Source organism: Nocardia sp. NPDC088792 (assembly GCF_044750615.1).
Taxonomy (GTDB): domain Bacteria; phylum Actinomycetota; class Actinomycetes; order Mycobacteriales; family Mycobacteriaceae; genus Nocardia.
Window position 1 is genome coordinate 1,545,619 of record NZ_JBIVKC010000001.1, and the last position, 19,942, is coordinate 1,565,560.

The 19,942-nt window shown below is 64.5% G+C and carries 26 protein-coding genes; 12 read left to right on the forward strand and 14 right to left on the reverse strand.

Going from position 1 to position 19,942, the window contains the following annotated elements; translation table 11 throughout:
* Positions 1 to 138: 138 nt before the first annotated feature.
* The 4 genes from ACIP5Y_RS07470 to ACIP5Y_RS07485 all read right to left on the reverse strand — a co-directional run bounded on the left by ACIP5Y_RS07470 (position 139) and on the right by ACIP5Y_RS07485 (position 2,584).
* Positions 139 to 900: a hypothetical protein gene (locus ACIP5Y_RS07470; protein ID WP_400348425.1), complete on the reverse strand. Its 762-nt coding sequence runs from the start codon at positions 898 to 900 to the stop codon at positions 139 to 141.
* A 94-nt stretch (positions 901 to 994) separates the two neighbouring features.
* Positions 995 to 1,405 carry a hypothetical protein gene (locus ACIP5Y_RS07475; RefSeq protein ID WP_400348427.1) on the reverse strand — a complete coding sequence of 137 codons (411 nt, stop codon included), beginning with the start codon at positions 1,403 to 1,405 and terminating at the stop codon, positions 995 to 997.
* A 108-nt stretch (positions 1,406 to 1,513) separates the two neighbouring features.
* Positions 1,514 to 2,137, reverse strand: coding sequence for an exonuclease domain-containing protein (locus ACIP5Y_RS07480; protein WP_400348429.1), 624 nt, complete (start codon positions 2,135 to 2,137; stop codon positions 1,514 to 1,516).
* A 6-nt stretch (positions 2,138 to 2,143) separates the two neighbouring features.
* The gene (locus tag ACIP5Y_RS07485) at positions 2,144 to 2,584 is read right to left on the reverse strand and encodes an NUDIX domain-containing protein (protein ID WP_400348431.1); all 441 of its coding nucleotides are present in this window, start codon (positions 2,582 to 2,584) and stop codon (positions 2,144 to 2,146) included.
* A 260-nt stretch (positions 2,585 to 2,844) separates the two neighbouring features.
* On the opposite strand from ACIP5Y_RS07485, the gene ACIP5Y_RS07490 reads away from it, so the two are divergent.
* The 3 genes from ACIP5Y_RS07490 (at position 2,845) to ACIP5Y_RS07500 (ending at position 4,739) form a co-directional block, all read left to right on the forward strand.
* On the forward strand, positions 2,845 to 3,252 hold the full coding sequence (locus ACIP5Y_RS07490; protein WP_400348432.1) for a VOC family protein: 408 nt from the start codon (positions 2,845 to 2,847) through the stop codon (positions 3,250 to 3,252).
* A gap of 222 nt (positions 3,253 to 3,474) precedes the next feature.
* Complete coding sequence (locus ACIP5Y_RS07495) at positions 3,475 to 3,969, forward strand: hypothetical protein (protein WP_400348434.1); 495 nt, start codon at positions 3,475 to 3,477, stop codon at positions 3,967 to 3,969.
* Between the two features lie 74 nt (positions 3,970 to 4,043).
* Positions 4,044 to 4,739 carry a hypothetical protein gene (locus ACIP5Y_RS07500; protein ID WP_400348435.1) on the forward strand — a complete coding sequence of 232 codons (696 nt, stop codon included), beginning with the start codon at positions 4,044 to 4,046 and terminating at the stop codon, positions 4,737 to 4,739.
* Between the two features lie 120 nt (positions 4,740 to 4,859).
* Here the strand turns inward: ACIP5Y_RS07500 and ACIP5Y_RS07505 are convergent, their stop codons facing one another.
* The 6 genes from ACIP5Y_RS07505 to ACIP5Y_RS07530 form a co-directional block, all read right to left on the reverse strand.
* The gene (locus ACIP5Y_RS07505; RefSeq protein ID WP_400348436.1) at positions 4,860 to 6,053 is read right to left on the reverse strand and encodes an AAA family ATPase; all 1,194 of its coding nucleotides are present in this window, start codon (positions 6,051 to 6,053) and stop codon (positions 4,860 to 4,862) included.
* A gap of 129 nt (positions 6,054 to 6,182) precedes the next feature.
* Positions 6,183 to 6,437 (reverse strand): hypothetical protein, encoded by a 255-nt coding sequence (locus tag ACIP5Y_RS07510; protein WP_400348438.1) that lies wholly within the window; start codon positions 6,435 to 6,437, stop codon positions 6,183 to 6,185.
* Positions 6,438 to 6,448: 11 nt separating this feature from the next.
* Entirely contained in the window at positions 6,449 to 6,766 is a 318-nt protein-coding gene (locus ACIP5Y_RS07515) for a hypothetical protein (protein WP_400348440.1), read from the reverse strand.
* A gap of 290 nt (positions 6,767 to 7,056) precedes the next feature.
* Positions 7,057 to 7,317 (reverse strand): hypothetical protein, encoded by a 261-nt coding sequence (locus tag ACIP5Y_RS07520; RefSeq protein ID WP_400348442.1) that lies wholly within the window; start codon positions 7,315 to 7,317, stop codon positions 7,057 to 7,059.
* Positions 7,314 to 7,628 carry a hypothetical protein gene (locus ACIP5Y_RS07525; RefSeq protein WP_400348444.1) on the reverse strand — a complete coding sequence of 105 codons (315 nt, stop codon included), beginning with the start codon at positions 7,626 to 7,628 and terminating at the stop codon, positions 7,314 to 7,316. The genes ACIP5Y_RS07520 and ACIP5Y_RS07525 overlap by 4 nt, the downstream gene beginning before the upstream one ends.
* 64 nt (positions 7,629 to 7,692) lie before the next feature.
* Positions 7,693 to 8,340: a DUF5753 domain-containing protein gene (locus ACIP5Y_RS07530; RefSeq protein ID WP_400348446.1), complete on the reverse strand. Its 648-nt coding sequence runs from the start codon at positions 8,338 to 8,340 to the stop codon at positions 7,693 to 7,695.
* Between the two features lie 376 nt (positions 8,341 to 8,716).
* Between ACIP5Y_RS07530 and ACIP5Y_RS07535 the strand changes: the two genes are divergently transcribed.
* The 4 genes from ACIP5Y_RS07535 (at position 8,717) to ACIP5Y_RS07550 (ending at position 12,054) form a co-directional block, all read left to right on the forward strand.
* A complete protein-coding gene (locus tag ACIP5Y_RS07535; protein ID WP_400348447.1) occupies positions 8,717 to 9,940 on the forward strand; it encodes a helix-turn-helix domain-containing protein in 1,224 nt (407 codons plus the stop codon).
* A 10-nt stretch (positions 9,941 to 9,950) separates the two neighbouring features.
* Positions 9,951 to 10,697, forward strand: a complete 747-nt coding sequence (locus ACIP5Y_RS07540; protein WP_400348449.1) for a creatininase family protein — start codon at positions 9,951 to 9,953, stop codon at positions 10,695 to 10,697.
* A 257-nt stretch (positions 10,698 to 10,954) separates the two neighbouring features.
* Entirely contained in the window at positions 10,955 to 11,644 is a 690-nt protein-coding gene (locus ACIP5Y_RS07545) for a cysteine hydrolase family protein (RefSeq protein WP_400348451.1), read from the forward strand.
* Positions 11,641 to 12,054, forward strand: a complete 414-nt coding sequence (locus ACIP5Y_RS07550; RefSeq protein ID WP_400348452.1) for a GNAT family N-acetyltransferase — start codon at positions 11,641 to 11,643, stop codon at positions 12,052 to 12,054. The genes ACIP5Y_RS07545 and ACIP5Y_RS07550 overlap by 4 nt, the downstream gene beginning before the upstream one ends.
* Positions 12,055 to 12,262: 208 nt before the next feature.
* On the opposite strand, the gene ACIP5Y_RS07555 is transcribed toward ACIP5Y_RS07550, so the two are convergent.
* Both ACIP5Y_RS07555 and ACIP5Y_RS07560 read right to left on the reverse strand, forming a co-directional pair.
* The gene (locus tag ACIP5Y_RS07555) at positions 12,263 to 12,673 is read right to left on the reverse strand and encodes a hypothetical protein (protein ID WP_400348454.1); all 411 of its coding nucleotides are present in this window, start codon (positions 12,671 to 12,673) and stop codon (positions 12,263 to 12,265) included.
* The gene (locus ACIP5Y_RS07560) at positions 12,670 to 13,701 is read right to left on the reverse strand and encodes a hypothetical protein (RefSeq protein ID WP_400348456.1); all 1,032 of its coding nucleotides are present in this window, start codon (positions 13,699 to 13,701) and stop codon (positions 12,670 to 12,672) included. The genes ACIP5Y_RS07555 and ACIP5Y_RS07560 overlap by 4 nt, the downstream gene beginning before the upstream one ends.
* A 484-nt stretch (positions 13,702 to 14,185) precedes the next feature.
* Between ACIP5Y_RS07560 and ACIP5Y_RS07565 the strand changes: the two genes are divergently transcribed.
* The 3 genes from ACIP5Y_RS07565 to ACIP5Y_RS07575 all read left to right on the forward strand — a co-directional run bounded on the left by ACIP5Y_RS07565 (position 14,186) and on the right by ACIP5Y_RS07575 (position 16,293).
* Positions 14,186 to 15,250 (forward strand): hypothetical protein, encoded by a 1,065-nt coding sequence (locus tag ACIP5Y_RS07565; RefSeq protein WP_400348458.1) that lies wholly within the window; start codon positions 14,186 to 14,188, stop codon positions 15,248 to 15,250.
* 315 nt (positions 15,251 to 15,565) lie between these two features.
* Positions 15,566 to 16,129, forward strand: coding sequence for a hypothetical protein (locus ACIP5Y_RS07570; RefSeq protein ID WP_400348460.1), 564 nt, complete (start codon positions 15,566 to 15,568; stop codon positions 16,127 to 16,129).
* On the forward strand, positions 16,126 to 16,293 hold the full coding sequence (locus tag ACIP5Y_RS07575; protein ID WP_400348461.1) for a hypothetical protein: 168 nt from the start codon (positions 16,126 to 16,128) through the stop codon (positions 16,291 to 16,293). Before ACIP5Y_RS07570 ends, ACIP5Y_RS07575 begins: the two co-directional genes overlap by 4 nt.
* 18 nt (positions 16,294 to 16,311) lie before the next feature.
* Here ACIP5Y_RS07575 and ACIP5Y_RS07580 read toward each other — a convergent pair whose 3' ends face one another.
* Both ACIP5Y_RS07580 and ACIP5Y_RS07585 read right to left on the reverse strand, forming a co-directional pair.
* Positions 16,312 to 16,647 carry a hypothetical protein gene (locus ACIP5Y_RS07580; RefSeq protein WP_400348463.1) on the reverse strand — a complete coding sequence of 112 codons (336 nt, stop codon included), beginning with the start codon at positions 16,645 to 16,647 and terminating at the stop codon, positions 16,312 to 16,314.
* 69 nt (positions 16,648 to 16,716) lie between these two features.
* Entirely contained in the window at positions 16,717 to 17,394 is a 678-nt protein-coding gene (locus ACIP5Y_RS07585) for a hypothetical protein (protein ID WP_400348465.1), read from the reverse strand.
* 131 nt (positions 17,395 to 17,525) lie between these two features.
* Between ACIP5Y_RS07585 and ACIP5Y_RS07590 the strand changes: the two genes are divergently transcribed.
* Both ACIP5Y_RS07590 and ACIP5Y_RS07595 read left to right on the forward strand, forming a co-directional pair.
* On the forward strand, positions 17,526 to 18,920 hold the full coding sequence (locus ACIP5Y_RS07590; protein ID WP_400348466.1) for a hypothetical protein: 1,395 nt from the start codon (positions 17,526 to 17,528) through the stop codon (positions 18,918 to 18,920).
* Between the two features lie 17 nt (positions 18,921 to 18,937).
* Positions 18,938 to 19,831: a hypothetical protein gene (locus ACIP5Y_RS07595; RefSeq protein ID WP_400348468.1), complete on the forward strand. Its 894-nt coding sequence runs from the start codon at positions 18,938 to 18,940 to the stop codon at positions 19,829 to 19,831.
* The last annotated feature ends 111 nt before the right edge of the window (positions 19,832 to 19,942 follow it).

Genomic DNA, 19,942 nt, shown 5'->3' on the forward strand with positions numbered 1-19,942 from the left:
CCTGATCACCATCATCCGCGCACCAGGACCACCGAGCCCGTGGAATTTCCTCGCTGCCATGTGGCGCGATCGGTGCCGAACGCGGGGCGTAACCACCGCGACGAGCCAGCTCATAATGGTCGGCCTGTCTCCAGCCGCCTACCGGTACGACAGTGCAGATGAAATGACCGTGGCAAGGAGCATGCCGATAGCAAGCAACAGGAGCCAGGTGGCCGTTCGGAGTTTCCGGTAGCGAAATAGGTGCAGGTGGGAGTGGCGCCAGAGCTCGTCCAAGGCTCCGCGGAGCTGCTGCTCGGGCGATTGGTCAACCACTGCCGCTCGGAACTGCTCGAAGATCGGCCACTCCCGACTGATCCGCGACAGGCTGTAGAGGGTCGAGGCAGCGGTGCGAGGCTGACTGAACCGCCGTTCAGAACTCCTCAGCATCACCAGGGCCTGGGTCGCGAAGACAACAGAGCCCCCGACCAGGACGAGCGCACACAACGCTGGTCCGAATGCCCAAATGCTCAGCGGCTTAGCACCTTTCAATGAAAAGGCAAGCGCTGTCCCGGCGACGACAAGCGGGTTTGCGCTCAAGACCGCACCGGCACGTGTCGAGACCGCAGCTCGTTGCGCATCTTCTCGTGCGAGGTGCCAGTGGACCGCCTCGAGGCTCAGTCCACGACGGCTACCGTTGTGACCCCCCGGATTCATACCTCGATTGTCGCCGAGAGCCATCGACCTTCCGGGCGTTTCAACAGCCAGCCGAAGATGGATTCGGGTTGGAACCTGAAGGAGCGCAGCCTCGTCCAAGAAGATGTGTACGAGAGTATTGATCGGCAAGCGCTCATCGATGCCGGTCTGGATCCAGAGGATCCCGACGTCTGGGAACAACAACGCCGAATCAGCGACATTCTCCACTGCTTCGGACTCTGGCTACAGAACTGGCCCGAGGACGACGATCGGCGTGCTCGCTAGCTTGCCGGACGTGCCGCAAATCGGACGTGTCGATGTCTTACTGCGAGCCTCGATGTTCGGCGCTGACGGTGTATTCCAGTGTCACGATGCTGGCTTCGCTCGCGACGCGATAGTCACCTTCGACGTCGGTTCGGACGAGGGCCATGCTGTTGCTGATCATCATCGCTGCCGCCAGGGCATCGAACGCGTCGCATCCGCCCACGTACCCGGAGTGAGCCGATCCTTCGCCGTGGTGGCCGCGGATGCGATACCGGCAGACGTAGGTGAGGTTCGGGTGGGTCCATTCGGTCAGCTCGGTGCCCAGTAGCCGATCGACCCGATGCGGGGTGCCGATCTCGATCTCGATTTGCCCTCCACCACACGGCAACCGGCGGGTGAGCAGCACGGCATCGACCTCGATCTCGTCGGCCGGAGTTTGCCATCCGGTCGGGTCGATCGTTGGGGGCACATGGTAAGTGCTCGTCGGTCATCAGTGCCTCCTGATCGCAGTCGCGGGTGGATAAGGATCCTGAGTCGACAGGAAAGGGAGGACTCCGGCGGAGAGAGGTCCACGAATTCACCACAAGCCGCCCTCGGGTTCGGGCGCCGGCACGAATTCGGGAAGACCCCCGGCCCGGACCAGCGCGTCCCAGTCGAGGTCACCATCGAGCACCAGGCGGTGCAGCAGCTGCCAGGCGGCCCAGGCATCGTAGGCGGCGCGGTGTCGTCGTTGATCGCAGACCGCCGCCATGTCCAGTGCTGCGTGCTCGATCAGTGCGTCCAGCCCGTAGCCGGACAGGTGAGGCCAAACAACCTTCGCCAACCGCAAGGTGTCGAGCACCATCGGCGGCTCCCATAGCGGCAGATGCGATGAGAGGGCTTTGTGTTCGACGGTCGCGTTGTGCGCCACCAGCACACGCCCGGACAGGGCCGCACCGACCGTCGGCGCGATCTGTGCCCACTGGGGGCAGTCGGCGACGTCGCTGTCGCGAATGCCATGCACCTTCCGGGTGACGACAGGGTTGATCGGGTTCTGCGGCCGGACAAGCCAACACCGGAGATCCTCCGCGTCGACCACGTGGCCGTCGATGGGGACGATGGCGATCTCGATGATTTCCGGTGCGGGGTTGTGGCCGTTGCCCTCGACATCGACGACGGCGAGCCGTTTGCCGCGCAGGGCCTCTGCGACCTCAGCGATCATGGCCGGTCAGCTCCATCCGTGCAGATCGAATGGTGCTCGCTTGTGACAGTTTCTGATTCCGGCTGCCTGGTACGGGATTGTGTTGGGCGGGAGCGCGTTCGGGTCGGCCCACAGTAGGCGCGCGCACTTGGTCGGTTCCATATTGCGCGGCTCGCCCGCCCACTGTTCGGCTTCGAAGAAGAACCCGATGCGTCCTGCGCCGGAGTCGCCGCGGTGGTGCAGGACGTGAGCGAACCGCAGGTCAGTCGCAGTCACGGTGACGCCGATCTCTTCGTGGGTCTCTCGGATGACACCGTCGACGACAGATTCGCCTTCTTCGAGGTGGCCGCTGGGCAGATTCAGCCAGCCGTCAGCGAAGCCGGTATTGGCTCTCTCCGCGAGCAGGACCAGTCCGTTGCGCCACAGCACAACATGAACATCAACAACGCTGGTGTACCGCTGCTTCACACACCCTCCCAGTCCCGAAAGTCATTGCTGTATAGAAATACTCGCGATCACGCCTTCTGAAAGGCGACCAGGTCCGTCAGCCGTATCGACAGGGAGGATATCGGTCGGATCTCCGCCAGGCATGAGAAGCCCGCATATCTACCGAACATGCGTTCGGAAACAGGCTCGAGCCAGCGTGGGCGTGGTCTTCGATAGGCTCTGAGGGGCGAAGGTAATGCGGGCGTGGACGTGCTCACGGCGTCCGGCGCCGTCATAGACTGATGGGCGTGAGCCATCGTAGTCGACTGTGCCACTTCGTCATTGACGTCTCCGACCTCGATCAGGGAGTCGCGTTCTGGTCCGGCGCTCTGGATGCTGTCGAAGAGCCGGTCAACCCTGGCAGCCGTCATGTGTACCGTCGCCTGCGCCTACCCGATTCCGACGTTCGGGTGCTGCTGCAAGCGACCTCGGACTCCAAGGCGACGAAGGAACGAATGCACCTCGACCTCGAGACCGACAACGTGCCGGCCGAGGTCGCGCGGCTCGAGGCACTCGGTGCGGTGCGCTGGGACCATCAACAAGAACGCGGCTATGACTTCTGGGTCCTTCGCGATCCCTTCGGAAATGAATTCTGCGTGCTCCAAACCGAATTTCCCGATCACCTCGCCCGCCGTCCCGCATGGGACTGAGAACCACTCGCGCACCCGGAGCGTCCATCACGTGCGGGACTTCCGGGGGGTGTCGGTCCTGGTCGATATGGTCAGCGGGTACAGCTCCAATGGTGTCGACAGATTCGGGGTAACGGCGTGCGCTGGGTGCGGGTGAACCGAGAAGCACAGCACGATCCGGCGTGGCTGGAATGGAGCCGACCGGATCGGATAGAGGCGCAAGTCGACCGACTGTTCCGGCGGGTGATGACCACCCCCGTCGAGGCCGATCCAATGCCGACGACCGGCCGCTACACCGACACCATGCTGGACTGGATGGACGCCTTCTACGGCTGGCACTTTCCCGAGCAGCGCGACCTCGTCGATCCTGACAACGCCGCGGTACTCGACGAATTCGTGTGCTGGGCCGGGCAGTGCTTCCTCCGCCGCGCCGGAGCGATCTGGGTCAACGACATCGACGGACCGCGCATCGGCGACAGCGCCTTCAGCCCTGCCGTCATCTACCGTTTTGCTCCGGAGATGCTGCCCGACAACATGGTCGAGTTGATCGTTGCCCCGGCCTACGACATCTTGGAAGACGACGATCCCGGCTTCCCCACGTTGTGGGCACTCGACCGAATCCTGCAGGCGCGCGCGGCGAACTACGACTACAAGACTAGTCATCCTGACAGCGCATTTGCCGAACGCGCCCACGACACCGATCGCCTCCGAGATGAGGTCCAGAACGACTATCGCTGAATGGCTGCAGCTCTCTGCGTGTGTCGTGTGCTGATCGTGGCTGTGCTGGCGGGCTTGGACGTATCTTCTTCCTCGTGTCGATAGCAATGAGGAACTCGCTGAAGGACCCGTGCGGGACCTTTCTCAAGTGGATTTCCCCTGTACCGATCGCTGCACGTGTCGCAATGGCGGCAGTCCTTTCGCTCGCGCTTCTTATCTGCCTGAACCTGCATGTCGGGCTGCAAATGGCGTGGGGGAATGTCGCGACGTGGGCGAGCTCGATAGCGTCGACCGCGGTGGTCATAATGCTGGCATTGTCGAATCGTGCCCAGGCTGTGGCCAGCAAACTGACCGCCGCACAATTGCGTGCGAACGGTGTACGGATCCGATGTGTCCACAAAGTTGACGCCTCACCACCGCACTGGCTGATCACCATCGAGAACCGTTCGAAGGAGACCATATATCGGATAAAGACCAGTGGGATCGCGGTCAAAACGCCCGAGGGGGAGGGTGTGATAGCGGAAAAAGTTTGGTTTAAAATTGACGATTCCGGTACTGACGGGACACTGCTCGACGACGGTGCCGACTTCCCATACAAGGCCATCGCCGTCGATCCAGGAATGGTGAGTACTCATCACGCGCTGCCGGGCGTGGCATGGACGGCCTCGACAGGGCACCGATTCAGGAGCGTCTATCCGCTCGTATCAGGAGTGCCCGACCTGAGCGCCAGCTGGGAGTTCGTAGGAATGGACCCGTCGATCGAGCCGACCGACAGGGTCCTGCGACCTTGACATCCCACGCAAGTCATCGGCTCGAAGCGGGTCTCTGCCGGCAGGGTCTGTTTGATTTGGATGCCTTCACCGAAACGATTTCATTGGACGGAGTGGCGTTGAGGGGGGCACCAGGGTTCACTAGTAATTGCGGATGATGATGTCCACCGAGGCGTGCGCGGCTTCCCGCAATCCGTCGTTCAGAACGGCGGCTTCATATGCGGGCCAGTCGGCCAGTTTCGATGCGTCTCGCTCGGCGTGGCGTGCGGCCATCCGGGTATGGATCTGTTCGGCCGGGCTGTCCAGCCACACCGTGATCACCGGCAAGGACTCAGGCGCCCCGGCCCGGGCCTTCACATAGTCGGCAAGCTGTACTCGGGCGTCGGCGGCGGCACGGATGAAACTCAGGAACGGCCCGTCCATTACCACGGGGACGCGCGCGGCCGCGGTTGTCGCCATTGCGATCAGGCCGTCGTAGATATGCGGGGCGACGACCGACTTGTATGCGTCGCTGTCCCGATCATCGGGATCCCCGGTCAGCTGTGCCATCACTGCCGATTCCAGCTTGGGTGCGAAAGCGTCTTTGTCTAGTACCATCGCACCGGTCCTCGCCGCCAGATACCTTGCTGCGCTGGACTTCCCGGACCCAGGAAACCCGCACAACACAATCAGCCCGCGCCCGTCCAGGCGACCCACACACTCGATCAACGCGTTCTTCGCCGGTGTGGACAGTACCGTCGCTGTCTCCATGTCGGTCTGGTCGCCGTTGTGCGCAGCATTGCCCCCAGCCCACTCCGTGGTTTCCGACATCGACACAGGAGAGGACTTTTGCGACGGCGGGCCCTGGGGGCGTGTGCCCACACTGGCCAGATCCTGGAGCGCTGTCAGTGGCGAGGCGAGACTCTCGCTGGTTTCGTTGCGCCGCAGCCACTTGCGGTCGAGGACGGCTTGCAGGTCGGTGCCGCGATGGTGGGCCAGGAGGATCGTGTGGCCGAGTAGATCCGCGATCTCGCAGTCCAGGGAATCATTCAGTTCTGCCGGCGATTTGCCGCGCGCACGTCCCTGGCCGGTAGCGGCGAGGAACTGCTGCACCAGCTCTCCGGCTTCCTCCGCGATTTTCAGTACCAGCCACTCCGGGGTCCTGCGGAACCCGTGCCGGTGCGCGTACGCCCGAGACACCGCGTCCAGCTGCCTGCCCAGACCGTCCCAGTCCATGGCCGAATCCTCCCGAATTCTCGACGCGACCAGCATCGCCGTGCAGCCTTCAACCCGCGAACAACCGCCGTCGCCGCCGGTCACGGTGACGGCGATACGTGAGCCCAGCGGGCCGATCACCCGACGATGCGGCCGCGCTCGGATACCGCTCTCGTACTGCACGCTACGGCAGAGGTCCGACAGCGCCCGAATTGTCCTGTCCGACTGCGTATTCCCCACTACATGCAGGGCGTGTGGTAAGCCCCTTCCTCAGTCTCGGCCTGTCAGCCAGGCCGGCCGATGCTCGAGGATGTCGCCGAGTGATCGGATCGCGCTGGCGATGGCCTCCTCGGGAGTGGTTCCGGTGGACACCAATTCGCGGTCACCGACTCGGAGCACGCACCCGATGAACTGAGTGTCGGGCCACGGGCGCGGGATTCCGATCTGAACGACCGGAACGAACTCACCGGGCGGTGGACCGAGGTGTTTACCGACCGACGTGGCGGGGGTTTCGTCGCTGGTCATGGCGGCCGAGCCTACCCGGTCGGGCTGACGCACTGATAGAAACCGATCGGTGCCCCACCGGAGGAGGGGCCGGGTTGTCCGACCCACACCCAGTCACCCCAGATCGGCATCCCGTCGATCGCCTTGTCGCCTTCGTGGCGGCAGATGCAATAAGCTGCTCCCGCTTCAGCTTTCGCGCTGTTCGGGGGCTTGAGCATAGTCGTGATATTCACTACCCCATGGAACGATTCGCACACTTCGGCGGTCATGGCGGTCGCGGGACCGGTCGCCAGACACACCCCGGTCAGGGCAGCGGTCGCCAACAGCGCGGCGCGAGTCATGTAACGCATCAGTAATCCCCTCATCGGATTCAGTTGTTATCCACTTGTTCTGCATCACGGGCGGGCGGCGACGTCTACACAGCGAGTGCCGGTTACTCCAGTGCCCCACGGGGCGCCTGGCCCCTCGCCTTACTCAGGTCGACATCGGCACGACCGCAAGATCCGCGGCTGCTTGCTCTAGCCCGCACGCGTAATTGCATCTCCCAAGACCCCGGCGGCATCGCCTCGACGGGTTCGCCGTGTTCGGGTCCGAGGAAATCCGTTCGGCAGTGGGCGCGGCCGGCGACTCCGCGTCAGGGTCAGAGGGTGAATCGGTTCCCCTTGCTGGCCCACAGTGCTCGTCCCTGGTCGGTGAGTGTCCAGCCGTGTGGGCTGCTGGTGGCCAGTCCACGAGCTCGGAGTTTGCCGACGACACGACGTATCGTGTCGGGTTTGAGGTGCAGGCCCGGGCCGGCGGGCGGGTGGGCTACGGTGTCGGCGAGCCGATCGATGGTGACCGGGTCCTGGGCTCGGCGCATTGCTGCGAGAACGGCCATGTCTTCCAGATCCAGGGGTTTCATGCGAGCCAACCTTGCTGCCCACCGAGGTAGCGAGCGAATGTGTCTCGGGGGACGGCGATCTCGACATCGCAGGTGTGCATGAGCCGGTCCAGCGTCAGTACATCGATGTGCTGGCAGGACGCGAGGATCACGGCGTCCACGTCGGATTGGCGGGCCTGATCGACCAGACAGAGCGAGGATTCGGTTGTGGCCCAGAGCAGTTCGTATCCCAGCCGGCGGGCGAGTCTGGCGACTTGTGCTCGATGCCATTGCGTGCACGCACCGGACTGGTCTTCATCGACATGCCCGAGTGCGCTCGGTCGTGCCCTCACGGTGGCCCCCTTTCCTGGATCTTCGTCGCGCGCCTCGCGCCGGTACGGTCTCGGTGGGTGCTGCTCACTCGTGCTGCGCCGGGCCGGCGAGGTGGAAGACCAGCGCGTCGGTGATCAGTTCGACGGCCCGTGTGCCGGTCACCGCGTGACCGGTCAGCAGGTCGAAAACCTTTTCGTAGTCGGCGATATCGTGGCGTCGAGTCAGGCGCAAGCCCCCGGTCACCGTTTCCACGGCGACTTCGCGGCTGTCGTAGATGACGAAATTGGTTGTGGGGCAGGTGAAGCGGGCAGCGCGCGGCACGATCGCGATCTGTGTTCCGGCAGGTGGGTGGGTGAGGACATCGAGCAGGGCGCGCAGCTGCAACTCCATGGTGCGGGTTTCGCCGACCCTGGTGTAGAGGGCTTGTTCGGCGAGCAGGAAATGTGTGCTGCGACTGCTGGCTTCCCAATCGGCCTGGCGTGCCATGCGTTGCGCGACAGCGGAATCGACATCCTCGCCGGTGCGGCCGGCGGCGTTAATGCACGCGGTGAGTATCTCGGTCGCGTAGTCCGGGGTTTGCAGCAGCCCGGGCACCAGGACGGGTTCGAACACGCGATGGTGTGCGGTGCGCGCCTCGGTGTGGCGCGTGCGGCGTTGCAGGTCGTCGATATGGTGGCGCCGCCACGGCTGCAGGGGCGGGCGTCGCGTCAGCGACGGCAGGGTGATCGACATCGTCGGTTCCTCTGGTCGAAAAGGGCTGGTGCTCAGCGCCCGGTACGTCGGCGCGGTCCTGAGGCGGTGAAACGGTGCGGACCGTCGAGGTGTCCAGGGTCTTGGCATTGATTGTGTCGATCTGTAGTGGCGGCAAGGAAGCGCAGATCGTGCATACTTTTTATGCATCCGGGCAATACGTTGCCGACCAACGAGGGGGCAGGGGCGGGTGAGGGCCGAAGTCGGTGGGACACAAGATCGCTGCCGCTGGTGTGCGGGGCGAGCGGCGGCTCGTGCGGTGTGCCCGCGATGCCGCGCGGTCGGTGACGCGCCCCCGGCGCTACCGCAGCAGGCGTGGTGGAGCGGCGATCTTCGCCAGGGCTTGGACGCTCGCGATATGGGACAGGTGATCCGGGCATACCGCCGTCACCCCCACCATGGTCGGCGGCCGCTCGCTCAGCAGGATATGGCCCGCTGGTTGTCGATCACCCAAGGCCACCTCTCGCGCATCGAGAACGGCCACGCGCCGGTGAACCAGCTCGACACCCTCATCGCCTACGCACGTGTGCTGGCCATCCCGCGACCGCTGCTGTGGTTCGACCTGCCTACCAGCCAGGCGGGCACCGATCCGGATGCCGCGCCGCGGCACGGGGATCGCAGTGTGCTGCCGCCGGGCCTGGTCGCGGTGATCGCCGGCTCGCCGGAAAACGATCTGGCCGAGTCGATGCTGACCACGCTGGCCGGCTACTGCGCGCGTGACCAGGTCGACGGAGCACACCAGGTTCTCGAACTCGTCGACCACGACCTGGCCGGTCTGCGGGGCCGGATCACCGCCGCCGGTAGCGAGGACGGCGGTCGGCACCTGCGAACCGTGGCGAGCCGCTACGCCGAGTTCCGCGGCTGGCTGCACCAGGACAGCGGCGACCTCGCCGCCGCCGAGCATTGGACCCGCACCGCACTCACCGACAGCACGTCCCTGGACGAACCGGCCCTGCGCGCGTACGTGCTGATGCGACTGTCCAATATCGCCGGGGACGCCGGGAACCTCGACGCGGCCGCCGATTTCATCGACGAGGCACTCACCTACGCGGCAATACTCGGCCCGCGACAACGGGCCGTGCAACTACGGCAACGGGCCAACGTCACCGCGCAACGCGCCGCACGCTCGGGCCAGCGCAGCGATGTCCGCGACTGTGTCGATGCCCTGGCGCGGGCGGCGGACGCGGCGGCCGAGCCGGTCACCGCGCCCGATACCCTCGCCGGCTACTGCTCACCGGAATACGTGAGCGTCGAGGCGGCGCAATGCTGGATCGAGCTGGGCCAGCCCGAGAAAGCGGTCACGATCCTGGAACCGCGACTGGCCCAATGGCACGGTGGGGGGCGCCGCGACCTCGGCATGGGCTTGGCGCGACTCTCGACCGCCTACACCGGGGCCGGGGCCTGGGCCGAGGCGATCGAGGCCGCCGGCTACGCGACTAACATCGTCGCTGACACCAGATCGCACCGCACGCTCACACAACTACTCGCCACCGAGACCGGGTTGCGTGCTGCGGGCCGGACCGAGGAAGCGCGCGAGCTGAACCATCAGCTGCGCACCGCCTACGTCCCCACGCCGAGGTAGGAGCCTTCGAGTGGAGTTGCTGACCACCGCCAGTTCGACCGACATAGCCCGCCAAGATCCTCGCATCGCGGTCCTGCCCGTCGGGAGTTTCGAACAACACGGCGACCACCTGCCGCTCACCACCGACACGGTGATCGCCTGCCTCATCGCCCACGATCTCGCCGACACCTATCCGCTGCTGCTCCTGCCACCGGTCACGATTTCCTGTTCGCACGAACACGAACCATCGCCGGGGACCGTGAGCCTCAGCCACACCACCGTGACCGCCATCATCACCGACATCCGAGCATCGCTGTCCCGCAACGGAATCAACTGCCTGGTGCTGGTCAATGGACACGGCGGCAACTACGTCCTGGGCAATATCGCCCAGGAAGCCAACGTCGACGGCCGCCATGTCGTGTTGTTCCCGGGCAGAGACGATTTGACGCAGGCCCGAAACGCGGCCGGGATGGAAACCACGAGCCACGACGATATGCACGGCGGCGAGTTCGAGACCTCGATCCTGCTCCACGCCGCACCCGAACTGGTACGGCCCACCTACCGCGACGCCGACCACCACGCACCCGACCGCGCGCACCTGCACCTACTCGGGACAGCCGCCTACACCAGCAACGGCATCATCGGACGTCCATCGGCCGCCACCGCCGCCAAAGGAAAAGCAGCACTGGATTCCCTCACCGGCTCCTTCGCGACCTACCTCGCCCTGATCAGCGACCCGACTGCCGAACAAATCGACACCCCTTCTCTCCCAGACTGACCCGGCAACCGCCGCCGGCAGGCTAGGACGGATATCGAGTACGACAACGGATCGGGCGGACCTTCGGCGGCCGATATCAAACCCGCGTCACCACCACAGGAACACAAGCCAGCCCGCACCCGCTGGTCGGGTGGCGGTGCTGCAGCTCCGCGTTGCGCGCGGAGGGAAGACGCACTCAGTATCGCCGATTCTGGTGTGCGCGGTCGGGTTTGGATCGATCATTGGGATCAATCGATCCGAGGCGGGAGGGGTTTGCGGTGGGTGAGCTCGCGGTGTTGATGATCGATGTCCAGAACGGCTACATCGCCGAAGATCGCGTGCGCGATGCCCTGGGCTGGCCACCGATCTGGCGATTGAATGAAGTCCTCGCCGAGTGCGCGGGCCTGCTGGCCGCTGCGCGGGCGGCGGGGATCCCGGTCGTGTACTCACGACAGGTCACCAGCCCCGCCGGGCTGCTCGCCGCCAATCCCCGAGCCGCCCGGCATCTGCGGCTGCGCGCCGCGGCGATGCCGGAATTGACTGATGCACAGCAACAATGGCGCAGGGAAATCATCGACGAACTGGCGCCCGCGCCGGGGGATCTGGTGCTGGAGAAGACCCGGCACAGTTTCTTCGCCTACACCGAGCTCGACCCGATCCTGCGCAGCCTGGGCGTAGACCGGCTACTCGTCGCGGGCCTGCAGACCAATGTGTGCGTGGAGGCGACAGTGCGCGCCGCGCTCGAACACAACTATGACGTCGCCGTCGCCGACGACGCCGTCTCCACCGACGGGCCCGACCTGCACCACGGCGCACTGAATTCGATGCGAGTCCTCTACGTCGAAGTCGCCCCCTGGCGAGAACTCATCGGTGAAGGCGCGCAATGGGATCGGGCCTTCACCACCCCCAACTATGGTCGCAACCCCGCTTATTGGGACGAAACCGCGATCGAGGCAGCACCCCGATGAACCCGCTGACAGTCGAGATCGCAGATCGAATCGCGACGGTGAAGGAATACCGCACACTTCGATCATCGGTCGGCTGGGCGGTACCCGACTCAATGAAATGCCGTGCAGCACTGAATGGTTCATTATTCGGAGTCGTCGCTCTGCACGATGACGCGACGATCGGCATGGCCCGCATTGTCGGGGACGCTGAAATCTATTGCACCATAGTCGATGTCGTCGTGCGCCAGGACCTGCGGGGCCACGGCGTCGGCCGACAGATCATGGACCGATTGGTCGAATGGAGCAGCACGCACAACATCCTTCACGTTGGTCTCGTCGCCGATGACCACATCGCTGATTATTACGCGAAATGGGGCTTTCAGCCGAGCGGCCGATACCTTCGGCTAGCGGCACCGACGCCCGCACGCTGAACATCGGCCACTCAAGAATGTCCGTCCACCTCACAAAAAGCATGATCCCGACCATCCCCTGTGATGCCCGGTCCTTGGAGCACCGTGGCCAGGGCATTCGACGGACGACCGCTCGTCCGGCGACCGGAGAAGGGGTAAACCGCGGTTTACCCTCTCTCCGACGGTCGCTCGCGCGACGGGTCGCTCCACCTCCGGCTAGATCACACCGCTATTCGATGTCTTCGAGATCGGACGATCTTGCCTCCTTGTCGATAGTGTCGTGTGGTTCACCGGCGACGCGTTCGCCGATCCATGCCGATACCAGTTCGCTGGGAGTCAGGCCACGCTGTCTGCCGATGCGCTGGAACTGTTCATCGACGGAGTAGGGCAGCCGGAGGAACACCTTTCTGACCACCGCGATCTCCTCGTCGAGAGCCGGCAACTCGACAGGTTCGACATTGGGGTCGAATCGTAAGTTGCGCAGGAGTTCTGTGGGCCAGTCCGGACCGTGCGCGGCGAGTAGTTCGGCCTGGATCGTCTCGGTTGGATCGGTCTCATCGTGAATCCATGGGTCCATGTCGATAGCCTCCACGGGTAGGTCGAACACAACGCTCGGGGCGGCGTCCACCCCACGCTTCATGCAGCCTCGGGCTGTGGGGCGGGTTGCTTCGGTAGCACCCGGTCGAGCCAATTCTCGCTCGCACCAACATCTGCCAGTTTCATCCGGAGCTCCTCATCGCCGTAGCGATGGTGGGAGAACGCGAGTCGCAGGGCCGGGCGCTCGGTGCCCTCACCGGCGAGATTGAAAGTGCACAGCGTGCCGTGTTCCTTGGACAGGTTGCACGCGCAGCTGGAGTCGATCACGCGAATCGGCAGTCCTAAGGCGGGGTCGCACAATCGCTTGAGCAGCCGGTCGTGATCGACCGGCACGCCGTGGCGTGTGAAAAATTCGATATGCCAGGTATCGCCCTTGAGCAGGTTCTTCGTGTTGTAGGCGGTGCTTGCGGTGTGCAGCAGCGCTGCCCGGCGGAGCAACGCCGAACCCAGCCATGCCAGCTCGCGCCGACATGCCGAGGTCAGTGGCGCCTGCACTGCGAAATCACGTTCCGCCGCGGTCCGAGTCGGCGAGTTCCAGAAGTGCGGCAGGCCGTCGTGGTTCAGCATCGTCTCCAGATCGGCGATCTGGTGCTTCCATCGATTACGCGGGATGCCCTGCAGCTCGGCAGCGGGGACACTGCACAAGGTGACCTTGGCGGGGGAATCCACCAGCGACACAACCAAGTCCCGCCCGTTCACAGTGTTTACTCGCAACCCCGGTACACCCCAGAACTCGCCATCCACCCCAAGGTGGGGCAGCAATTCATGGACAACGTGGAGGCTGAACGGATAGGCGGTGTCCACCGCTCGGAAGCAGCCGTCGAGGTGGATCGTCAGCGAGTTGTCGCGCTCGATCTGCACACTCGCGATGCCCAGCGGATGCGCCAGCCACCAACCGGAATTGGTTATCCGCCGGAAGATTTCCGACTCCAGCCACGCCTGATCACCGGTTGCCGCGGGAAGCCGAGCATCGCCGCGTAGCCGGGCATGATCCATCAACCACCGAAACGATTCGCCGGTGTAGAAGCTTCGGCGGTGAGCGATCTTTCCGCGCGATTTGGAGGTACGCAATTTCCTGACCCATCCCGAATACCGCTGCCCCGAGTATCCGAATGCTGGTAGGAATCCGCTGGGTGAGCGCTCATGGTGGACTGACACGGGCGAAGCGTCGAGAGGTGCTTCTCAGGTCCCTGTTGGCAACCACTGTGGGGGGCAGCGTGGTACCGGGACGGGCCGCCGAGCCGGCCACGGTGATCATGTCAACCTTGAACAGTCACGGCAAGAACGCAGCACCGACGTGTCGCCGATCCACGCCCACTCACCGATTCCACCGCGTGTCGCCTTGCTCGCGCGCCGAACCGGCAGCAGGATCCTCGACGGGCCATATGGGAAGGCCCTTCCCGGTGCGCTACGCCGCCCCTCGAGGTAGCCACCGTTCGGGATGAAGAAGCAGTGGCTCCGCCCGCCTGCACCATTTCTGACCACCGTGACCGCCCGCCAGGGCGCTGACCTGTGTTCGGGCGCTCCGGGCGGCAGTGTCCGAGAATGGATACCCGTGTCTGCTGGCGGATCCTTCGGCGACATCGCACGCCGGTACTGCGACTACACAGGTGAATCACTTCAGTACGTCAAGAGCTGCCTCGACATCGACCGCGCCACCCCCATCCCCGCCGCGCCCGACGACCAAGCTCGTCTCGAAGCGATGATCCTGCGGCAGCTGACCAACCGCGGAATGCGGTTCGCGCACTTCCTCGGAATCTCTCGAATCCGCCTGCAACCGGACAACACCCTGATCATCTACCTCGACGCCGTCGGCGATCTCCCCATCAGCGGCGCATACTCCGTCGTCGAGGCACTCATGCCCGCAGCACTGCCGAATATCCAGGTCGATGGGGTCATCGGCTTACGCGTCGCGAGCATCGGCGGCGCCGATCTGGTGCTGCGCCTGCTCGGCACCGGCGCGAAGGTGATCCTGCGCGCCAGTCAAAACGATGTCGCCTGGAATGCGAAGCTGCGCCGGCGAAAAGAGATCCTCGACTCCGACGCCGACCAAATCGCAGTCTGGGACGAGCCGGCACTGACCAGCCACGAACTCGAACACCTCGACCACTACGGCCTACACCCAACCGAACGAGACGACATGGCATGGCTCGGTTCAGCGTTGTTGCGGCGGATCAACATCGTGCAGACGGTCAGCACCGCCTACTCGTTGCGGCTCTGGACCAACATGCGACACCAGTGGGTGATCGACACCGACACGCGCCGTGACGTCCTGCTCAATCACACCCGCCTGATGGAAGCGCTCACCGACCCGGTCTGGGGCATCCCGCTCGAGGTCCACAAGAGCGACTGCGATTGCCGCGTCGACAGCCTGTTCAACACCTGCTGCATGTTCACCCTCACCCACCCACACGACCGCCCCGGGGCGATACAGATGCGCTGCCACTACGAGCGTCACTCCGACACCAGAGACCGCGAGGCGCTGGAACGAGTCGGCGCGGACCCCGCGTGGCTGGACCGCGTCCTGCCGAACCCACCCGGCACGGCCGGACTCGACAACCCCGAACACCAACGCCGCCAAAGGGAATGGCTACAGGCATCCATACCCATCCGAAACTGACACCCACCCTGCCGCTCGGCGAGCAGCTGTTGCACGGCCTCCTAAGGACCGTCGACCCGCACACGGATCACAGCTGAAGCCCATGCCGTGTGGTTCCAATGCTCCTTCTCTTTACCTGGAGTTGGCGAGTTCGCGCCAAGCCGCCGCGGGCACAGAAGAATTCGCATCCATCACCCCTACAACACAACACCGGTGGCCCGCTCGTCTATGCCCAATCAGCGTGCTTCGTTAGGGAAACACACGGCGGGCCGATGGAAATCTCGCCAGCACAACAACTCTCATCCGAACATCACTCGAATATGAAGGGAATCCTCAATGCAAGGCCAGTCTGCAACGAAATCTTTTGCGGAACATATCAGTATCGAATCCGCCGTCGCGCGGGAGATAGCCTGGGCAACATATACCCTCACCAAGGTCAACCGCCACCTCGAGGTGCTGGCCGATCGGGGAGTCAGCACCGAGATTCCGCGGCGGCTGCAATACGAAGTGGATCGCTTCTACCAGGTCGCCACGGCATTTCAACGAATCGGTTCCGTCTCTGCGTCCGATCCGAGCGCAGTGCGGGCGGCATTCGACGAATCGGTCGACCTGCTCATCCTCGGATACCTGCAGCTACAACCTCTGCTGACGTTCACAGCCGGTTCCCTGGCACTCGAGATGGACGCCGATATGTGGGGTCTTCCCGGCAAACGGAAGAATCAGCCACAGATGACGAAGGCGGCACTGACCAGGTTGATCGAGCAAGGCCGTGGCATCGTCACGATCGGAAACGATCTCTACCAATACGATCCAGCACCGTCACCGATCGGAACAACGGCCACACGGATTCGGGGCCAGCTCACCCGCACGGGAGGACGCGAGTTCTACCCGACGATATGACCAGGCTGCTGGTATCGGACGGGTGGAAACCGCCGAGCGATCCGTATTCGCTGGTGGCGACCGCGTTGATCCGTCTGGCCACCGACCCCGCCACCACGGTGACCCACCTCGGGGACTGCAGGTTCCGCTACGACCACGACCCCGCAGCTAACACCGAGCAGTGACGGAACCGCTCGAGGTTCTCAGTCTGCATCGCGGATTGCCCGCAACCGGGCACTGTTCTGCAGGGCGACGCGACGGTTGTGCTGCGACTGCGCCTGCCGGTCGAGCTCTGCCTCGTTCATTTCTTGTGCTGTCCATCCGTCGTAGGGCTGCTCCCCATTCGCCCAGCATCGTGCCGCGTAGGCCGCAATCCCATCGCGGCTTTGCGCGTGGAGCCAGTCGATCTTGCCGAGACCACGGAACGCCAAGTCATAGGGCTCGGCGTTCTCACCCTTGCGTCGGAAATGCTCGATGTATTCGACGGCGGCGCGAGCCAGCTGCGACCGTTCGGGGATGGTGGGTTTGCGACGAGGCATCGTGGCCTTTCAACTCGGATGGAAGGTGATCGATAGATACCTGGCCCCGTTCCGTCCTAGGTCACGCGGTCAGTCGATCGGCGAGAGGTGCTCGGCGGCAATCAGTTCGGTGTGGTAGCCGTGATCGGCGCCGAGGTTGATTGCGTATCGCGGTGGTGGGCCGGGCGCGAGGTCGTGTGGGTCGGTGGGGTCACGGTCGTAGTCGTGGCCCTCGACGCGACCGACGCCGCCGCGGTGCGGACCGGCGGTGATCGTGACAGTAGTCCGGTGAGGAAAAGCGTTACGTTCTTGTGCCAGGGGCGTGGTGATGGCTGAGCGGGCCCATCCGTGGAGCACGTCGATGGCTGGATCGGGCAGGCCGCGGGCGATGCCTCGGGTCATGCCGTCCCAGCGTGTTGCGGGTGGCACGCTGGGATCCCAGGTTCGGTGCAACCAGTGCCATTGCTGCACAACCGGATCGGCGCATTCGGCCGATCTGTTGAGATCGTGTCCTGCTGTGGTCAGGGTGGCTGCTTGTGCCTGGAATTCGTCGCGATCCAGAAGCGGTACCAGCAGCCGGCTCAATGTCACTTCGCTGGCGTCGAGGTCGTCGCGCAGTGATACGGCGTAGAGAGTGATCGCCAGCATGGCGCGGACACCGTGATGGTCCCAGTCCGCTCGCCCATCGCCTTCCGGGCCGAGCTTGGCCGCGGTCAGCTTCTCGGCACGATCGTATGCCCTGGCCCACCGGTCATCATCACTGCTCACAGCCGCTGAGTGTAGACGCTGTGGCGTAGGCGGAAGCGGGACGTCGGTCCAGGCCCGCGCGGCCCTAATGCTGTTGGTGTGCATAGAGATCGGCGCGCCATGTGCTTGTGAGGCTGCTAGCGTCGCAACCCATGGGTGGTCCTGGTGGTCCCGAAGGTTCTGGTGCGGGCGGTAGCGAGCAGGGTGTCGGCCCGCGTTGGTCGCTGTGGCGGGCGGCGTATGCGTACGCGGAGGTGATTCGCGATCTGTCGATGTCGGTGCACGAGCCGCAGGGTAAGCCGACGCAATTGTTGGACGTGCCGACGATGCTGCTGACTTTCGCTCTCGCGGATTACGCCGATCGAGAAGGCATTCGGGTCACTCGGCCGGCGGATCTTGGGGATTTGTCGGGGATGCAGTTGTGGCACCGTCTGGCCACCGGATGGTTGATGGCGGCGGTGTCGCGGGTGTCGCCGACCAGTCGTGCGGTGATGCCGTGTGAGGGCGAACCCTTCTACGACCTGTTTCACCGGATGAAATCCGAGGTCGACGCGGCAGACCCCTCCACAGCTGGCACGGGCGAGCGGGCGTGGTATGAGCGGGGCGAGGACGCGCAGGGTCTACTCGCGCTTACGCTCGTCAACTACGTGTCCCCGGCCGAGCGTGAGGCCGGGGTGATCCCGCTGCGGTTTCTGGCCGACAAGGCCGAAGGTGTTGCAGGCGCGCCGGAGCCGACCCGCAATCGCGGTGCGGCACGACCCAAGTCGTCGGAATACATGGCGCCCGATCAGCCGCTGCCACCGCAGGGCACCGCGCAGTGGGCGGCACGGATTATGCAAGGTGTGCTGGCGGGCCGGCTGTTCCTGAGCCACTACCTGTGCTCGATCCAGGATCGTCATCTCAACCTGCCTGACAGCCTGGCCGCCCCGCGTGACCCCGGCGAGTCTGCGGACGACTACCTTAAGCGCAAGGAACTGGCGAGGCAGTATCTGGAGCTTCATCTGCTGACTGCTGATTATGCACCGGATGTGGCGAACGAACTGATGCATATTCGTCCTTCCGACGCTCCGGCCGCGGTCGAGGCGATCACCAAGATCGCGCAGCAGTGGTGGACGGCCGCGAACTACGGCGGTACGGCTGATGATCTACTCCCCGCGATGACCGCGCTGCTGGACGGACTCGTCGCCCCGGAGCGGCACGGCGAGGTGCAGCGGCTGCTGGAGGTGATCACTCGTGGTGGAGGCGCTGCGCTGGATCGGGTCCGGTTGCGGATCATGGGGGCCGCCGCAGTCGACTCGAAGTTCGAGGCTCTGCATTTGGCGGCAGCTTTCGCCGGGGCCCTCTTTCAGACGTGTGTGCCCGACCAGACTGCGGAATTCCTGCGCCTGACAGAGGATTCCATGAACCTCGCCGAGGGCAGGTTCGACAAGTTCGGCACCGGTTCCGCTGCGCCTGCTCGTCCGACGCCCCCTGCTCCGGCAGCGGATACGCGAAAGAAGAAGGCGCGCAAAGCCTCGCGTAAGGCGCGCCGACAGGGGCGGGGCTAACAGTGAATCATGATGAGATGGCCGCTGCCGTCGAACAACTCCGCGGTGTCGGACCGGTGACGCTGTCGCTTCGCACGGACAAGCTCGCGCGTGAATATCCCTTCGGGATCGAGCCGCAATTCAGCGTCGATGCCAGCGATCCCGACGATCCGGCTCTCGTGTTGTGCGACCGCTACTGGGGGCTGCGGCTGCTGGCCGATCCCCGGATCGAGGTTGCCGCCGACTGCGCCGGATGGGTCGCCGAGCATGTGGTCACCGGCCGCCGCGAGGTCGTCGAGAAATGGGGACTCGGGCACGGTTTCGTGACCCGCGATCACGTCGAGCCAGCCCAGCAGGTCGCCGACGCCGAAACCGATATTCTCGCGATGACCGACCGGCTCGGCGCTCTGCACGCGGCGCTGTTCCACGCCGGGAAGCTGCGCGCCAACTTCGATGGCTGGACTCTGCACCAGTTTCTCGAGTCCTCTCGTCTGGTCGCCAGGGCCGGTCACGATGATCCGGTGATCACCGCGCTGCGGTGCTTCGCCGCGTTCGTCGATCCGCGCTTCACCACGGCGTACGCGCTGACAGAGTTCGAAACCGCCTGGACAGCATGGATCGACGGCGCCGCCGGTCGTGCGACGGTGGATATCGCACTCAACGGGCTCGCCCGCGCGGACAGATTCGACGGACAAGCCGAGTTGCTCGCCGAGCGGGCGCAAATCGTGCTCGGCCGCTACCGTGACGACCATATTTTCCATGCACGACTCGCCCAGGGTCTGCACCTCCTCGGCGATCCGGTACGCGCCCTGCTCCACATCGATGAGGCCCTCAAGCTGCTCCCCGCCCATGGCTGGCGCACCAGCCATGACCTGCTACACCAGCAGTACATCCTGCTCCGCGACACCATCACCCTCACCCACCGCCACTGACCTACCGACACAACATCGATCATCTGTTCGTGGTCGCGGTCAATCCCCGGTCAGGGCAATCGATTTCGGCTACCGTCCAGATCAGCGCGGTCTTTCCCGAGGTGGGTTCCG

What these genes read in the sequence shown, in the direction of transcription:
- ACIP5Y_RS07480 (WP_400348429.1), bottom strand. Translation starts at nt 2,137, where the DNA reads ATGATCGCTGAGGTCGCAGAGGCCCTGCGCGGCAAACGGCTCGCCGTC.
- ACIP5Y_RS07490 (WP_400348432.1), top strand. Translation starts at nt 2,845, where the DNA reads ATGGGCGTGAGCCATCGTAGTCGACTGTGCCACTTCGTCATTGACGTC.
- ACIP5Y_RS07510 (WP_400348438.1), bottom strand. Translation starts at nt 6,437, where the DNA reads ATGACCAGCGACGAAACCCCCGCCACGTCGGTCGGTAAACACCTCGGT.
- ACIP5Y_RS07515 (WP_400348440.1), bottom strand. Translation starts at nt 6,766, where the DNA reads ATGCGTTACATGACTCGCGCCGCGCTGTTGGCGACCGCTGCCCTGACC.
- ACIP5Y_RS07520 (WP_400348442.1), bottom strand. Translation starts at nt 7,317, where the DNA reads ATGAAACCCCTGGATCTGGAAGACATGGCCGTTCTCGCAGCAATGCGC.
- ACIP5Y_RS07530 (WP_400348446.1), bottom strand. Translation starts at nt 8,340, where the DNA reads ATGTCGATCACCCTGCCGTCGCTGACGCGACGCCCGCCCCTGCAGCCG.
- ACIP5Y_RS07535 (WP_400348447.1), top strand. Translation starts at nt 8,717, where the DNA reads ATGGGACAGGTGATCCGGGCATACCGCCGTCACCCCCACCATGGTCGG.
- ACIP5Y_RS07550 (WP_400348452.1), top strand. Translation starts at nt 11,641, where the DNA reads ATGAACCCGCTGACAGTCGAGATCGCAGATCGAATCGCGACGGTGAAG.
- ACIP5Y_RS07555 (WP_400348454.1), bottom strand. Translation starts at nt 12,673, where the DNA reads ATGAAGCGTGGGGTGGACGCCGCCCCGAGCGTTGTGTTCGACCTACCC.
- ACIP5Y_RS07570 (WP_400348460.1), top strand. Translation starts at nt 15,566, where the DNA reads ATGCAAGGCCAGTCTGCAACGAAATCTTTTGCGGAACATATCAGTATC.
- ACIP5Y_RS07575 (WP_400348461.1), top strand. Translation starts at nt 16,126, where the DNA reads ATGACCAGGCTGCTGGTATCGGACGGGTGGAAACCGCCGAGCGATCCG.
- ACIP5Y_RS07580 (WP_400348463.1), bottom strand. Translation starts at nt 16,647, where the DNA reads ATGCCTCGTCGCAAACCCACCATCCCCGAACGGTCGCAGCTGGCTCGC.
- ACIP5Y_RS07590 (WP_400348466.1), top strand. Translation starts at nt 17,526, where the DNA reads ATGGGTGGTCCTGGTGGTCCCGAAGGTTCTGGTGCGGGCGGTAGCGAG.
- ACIP5Y_RS07595 (WP_400348468.1), top strand. Translation starts at nt 18,938, where the DNA reads ATGGCCGCTGCCGTCGAACAACTCCGCGGTGTCGGACCGGTGACGCTG.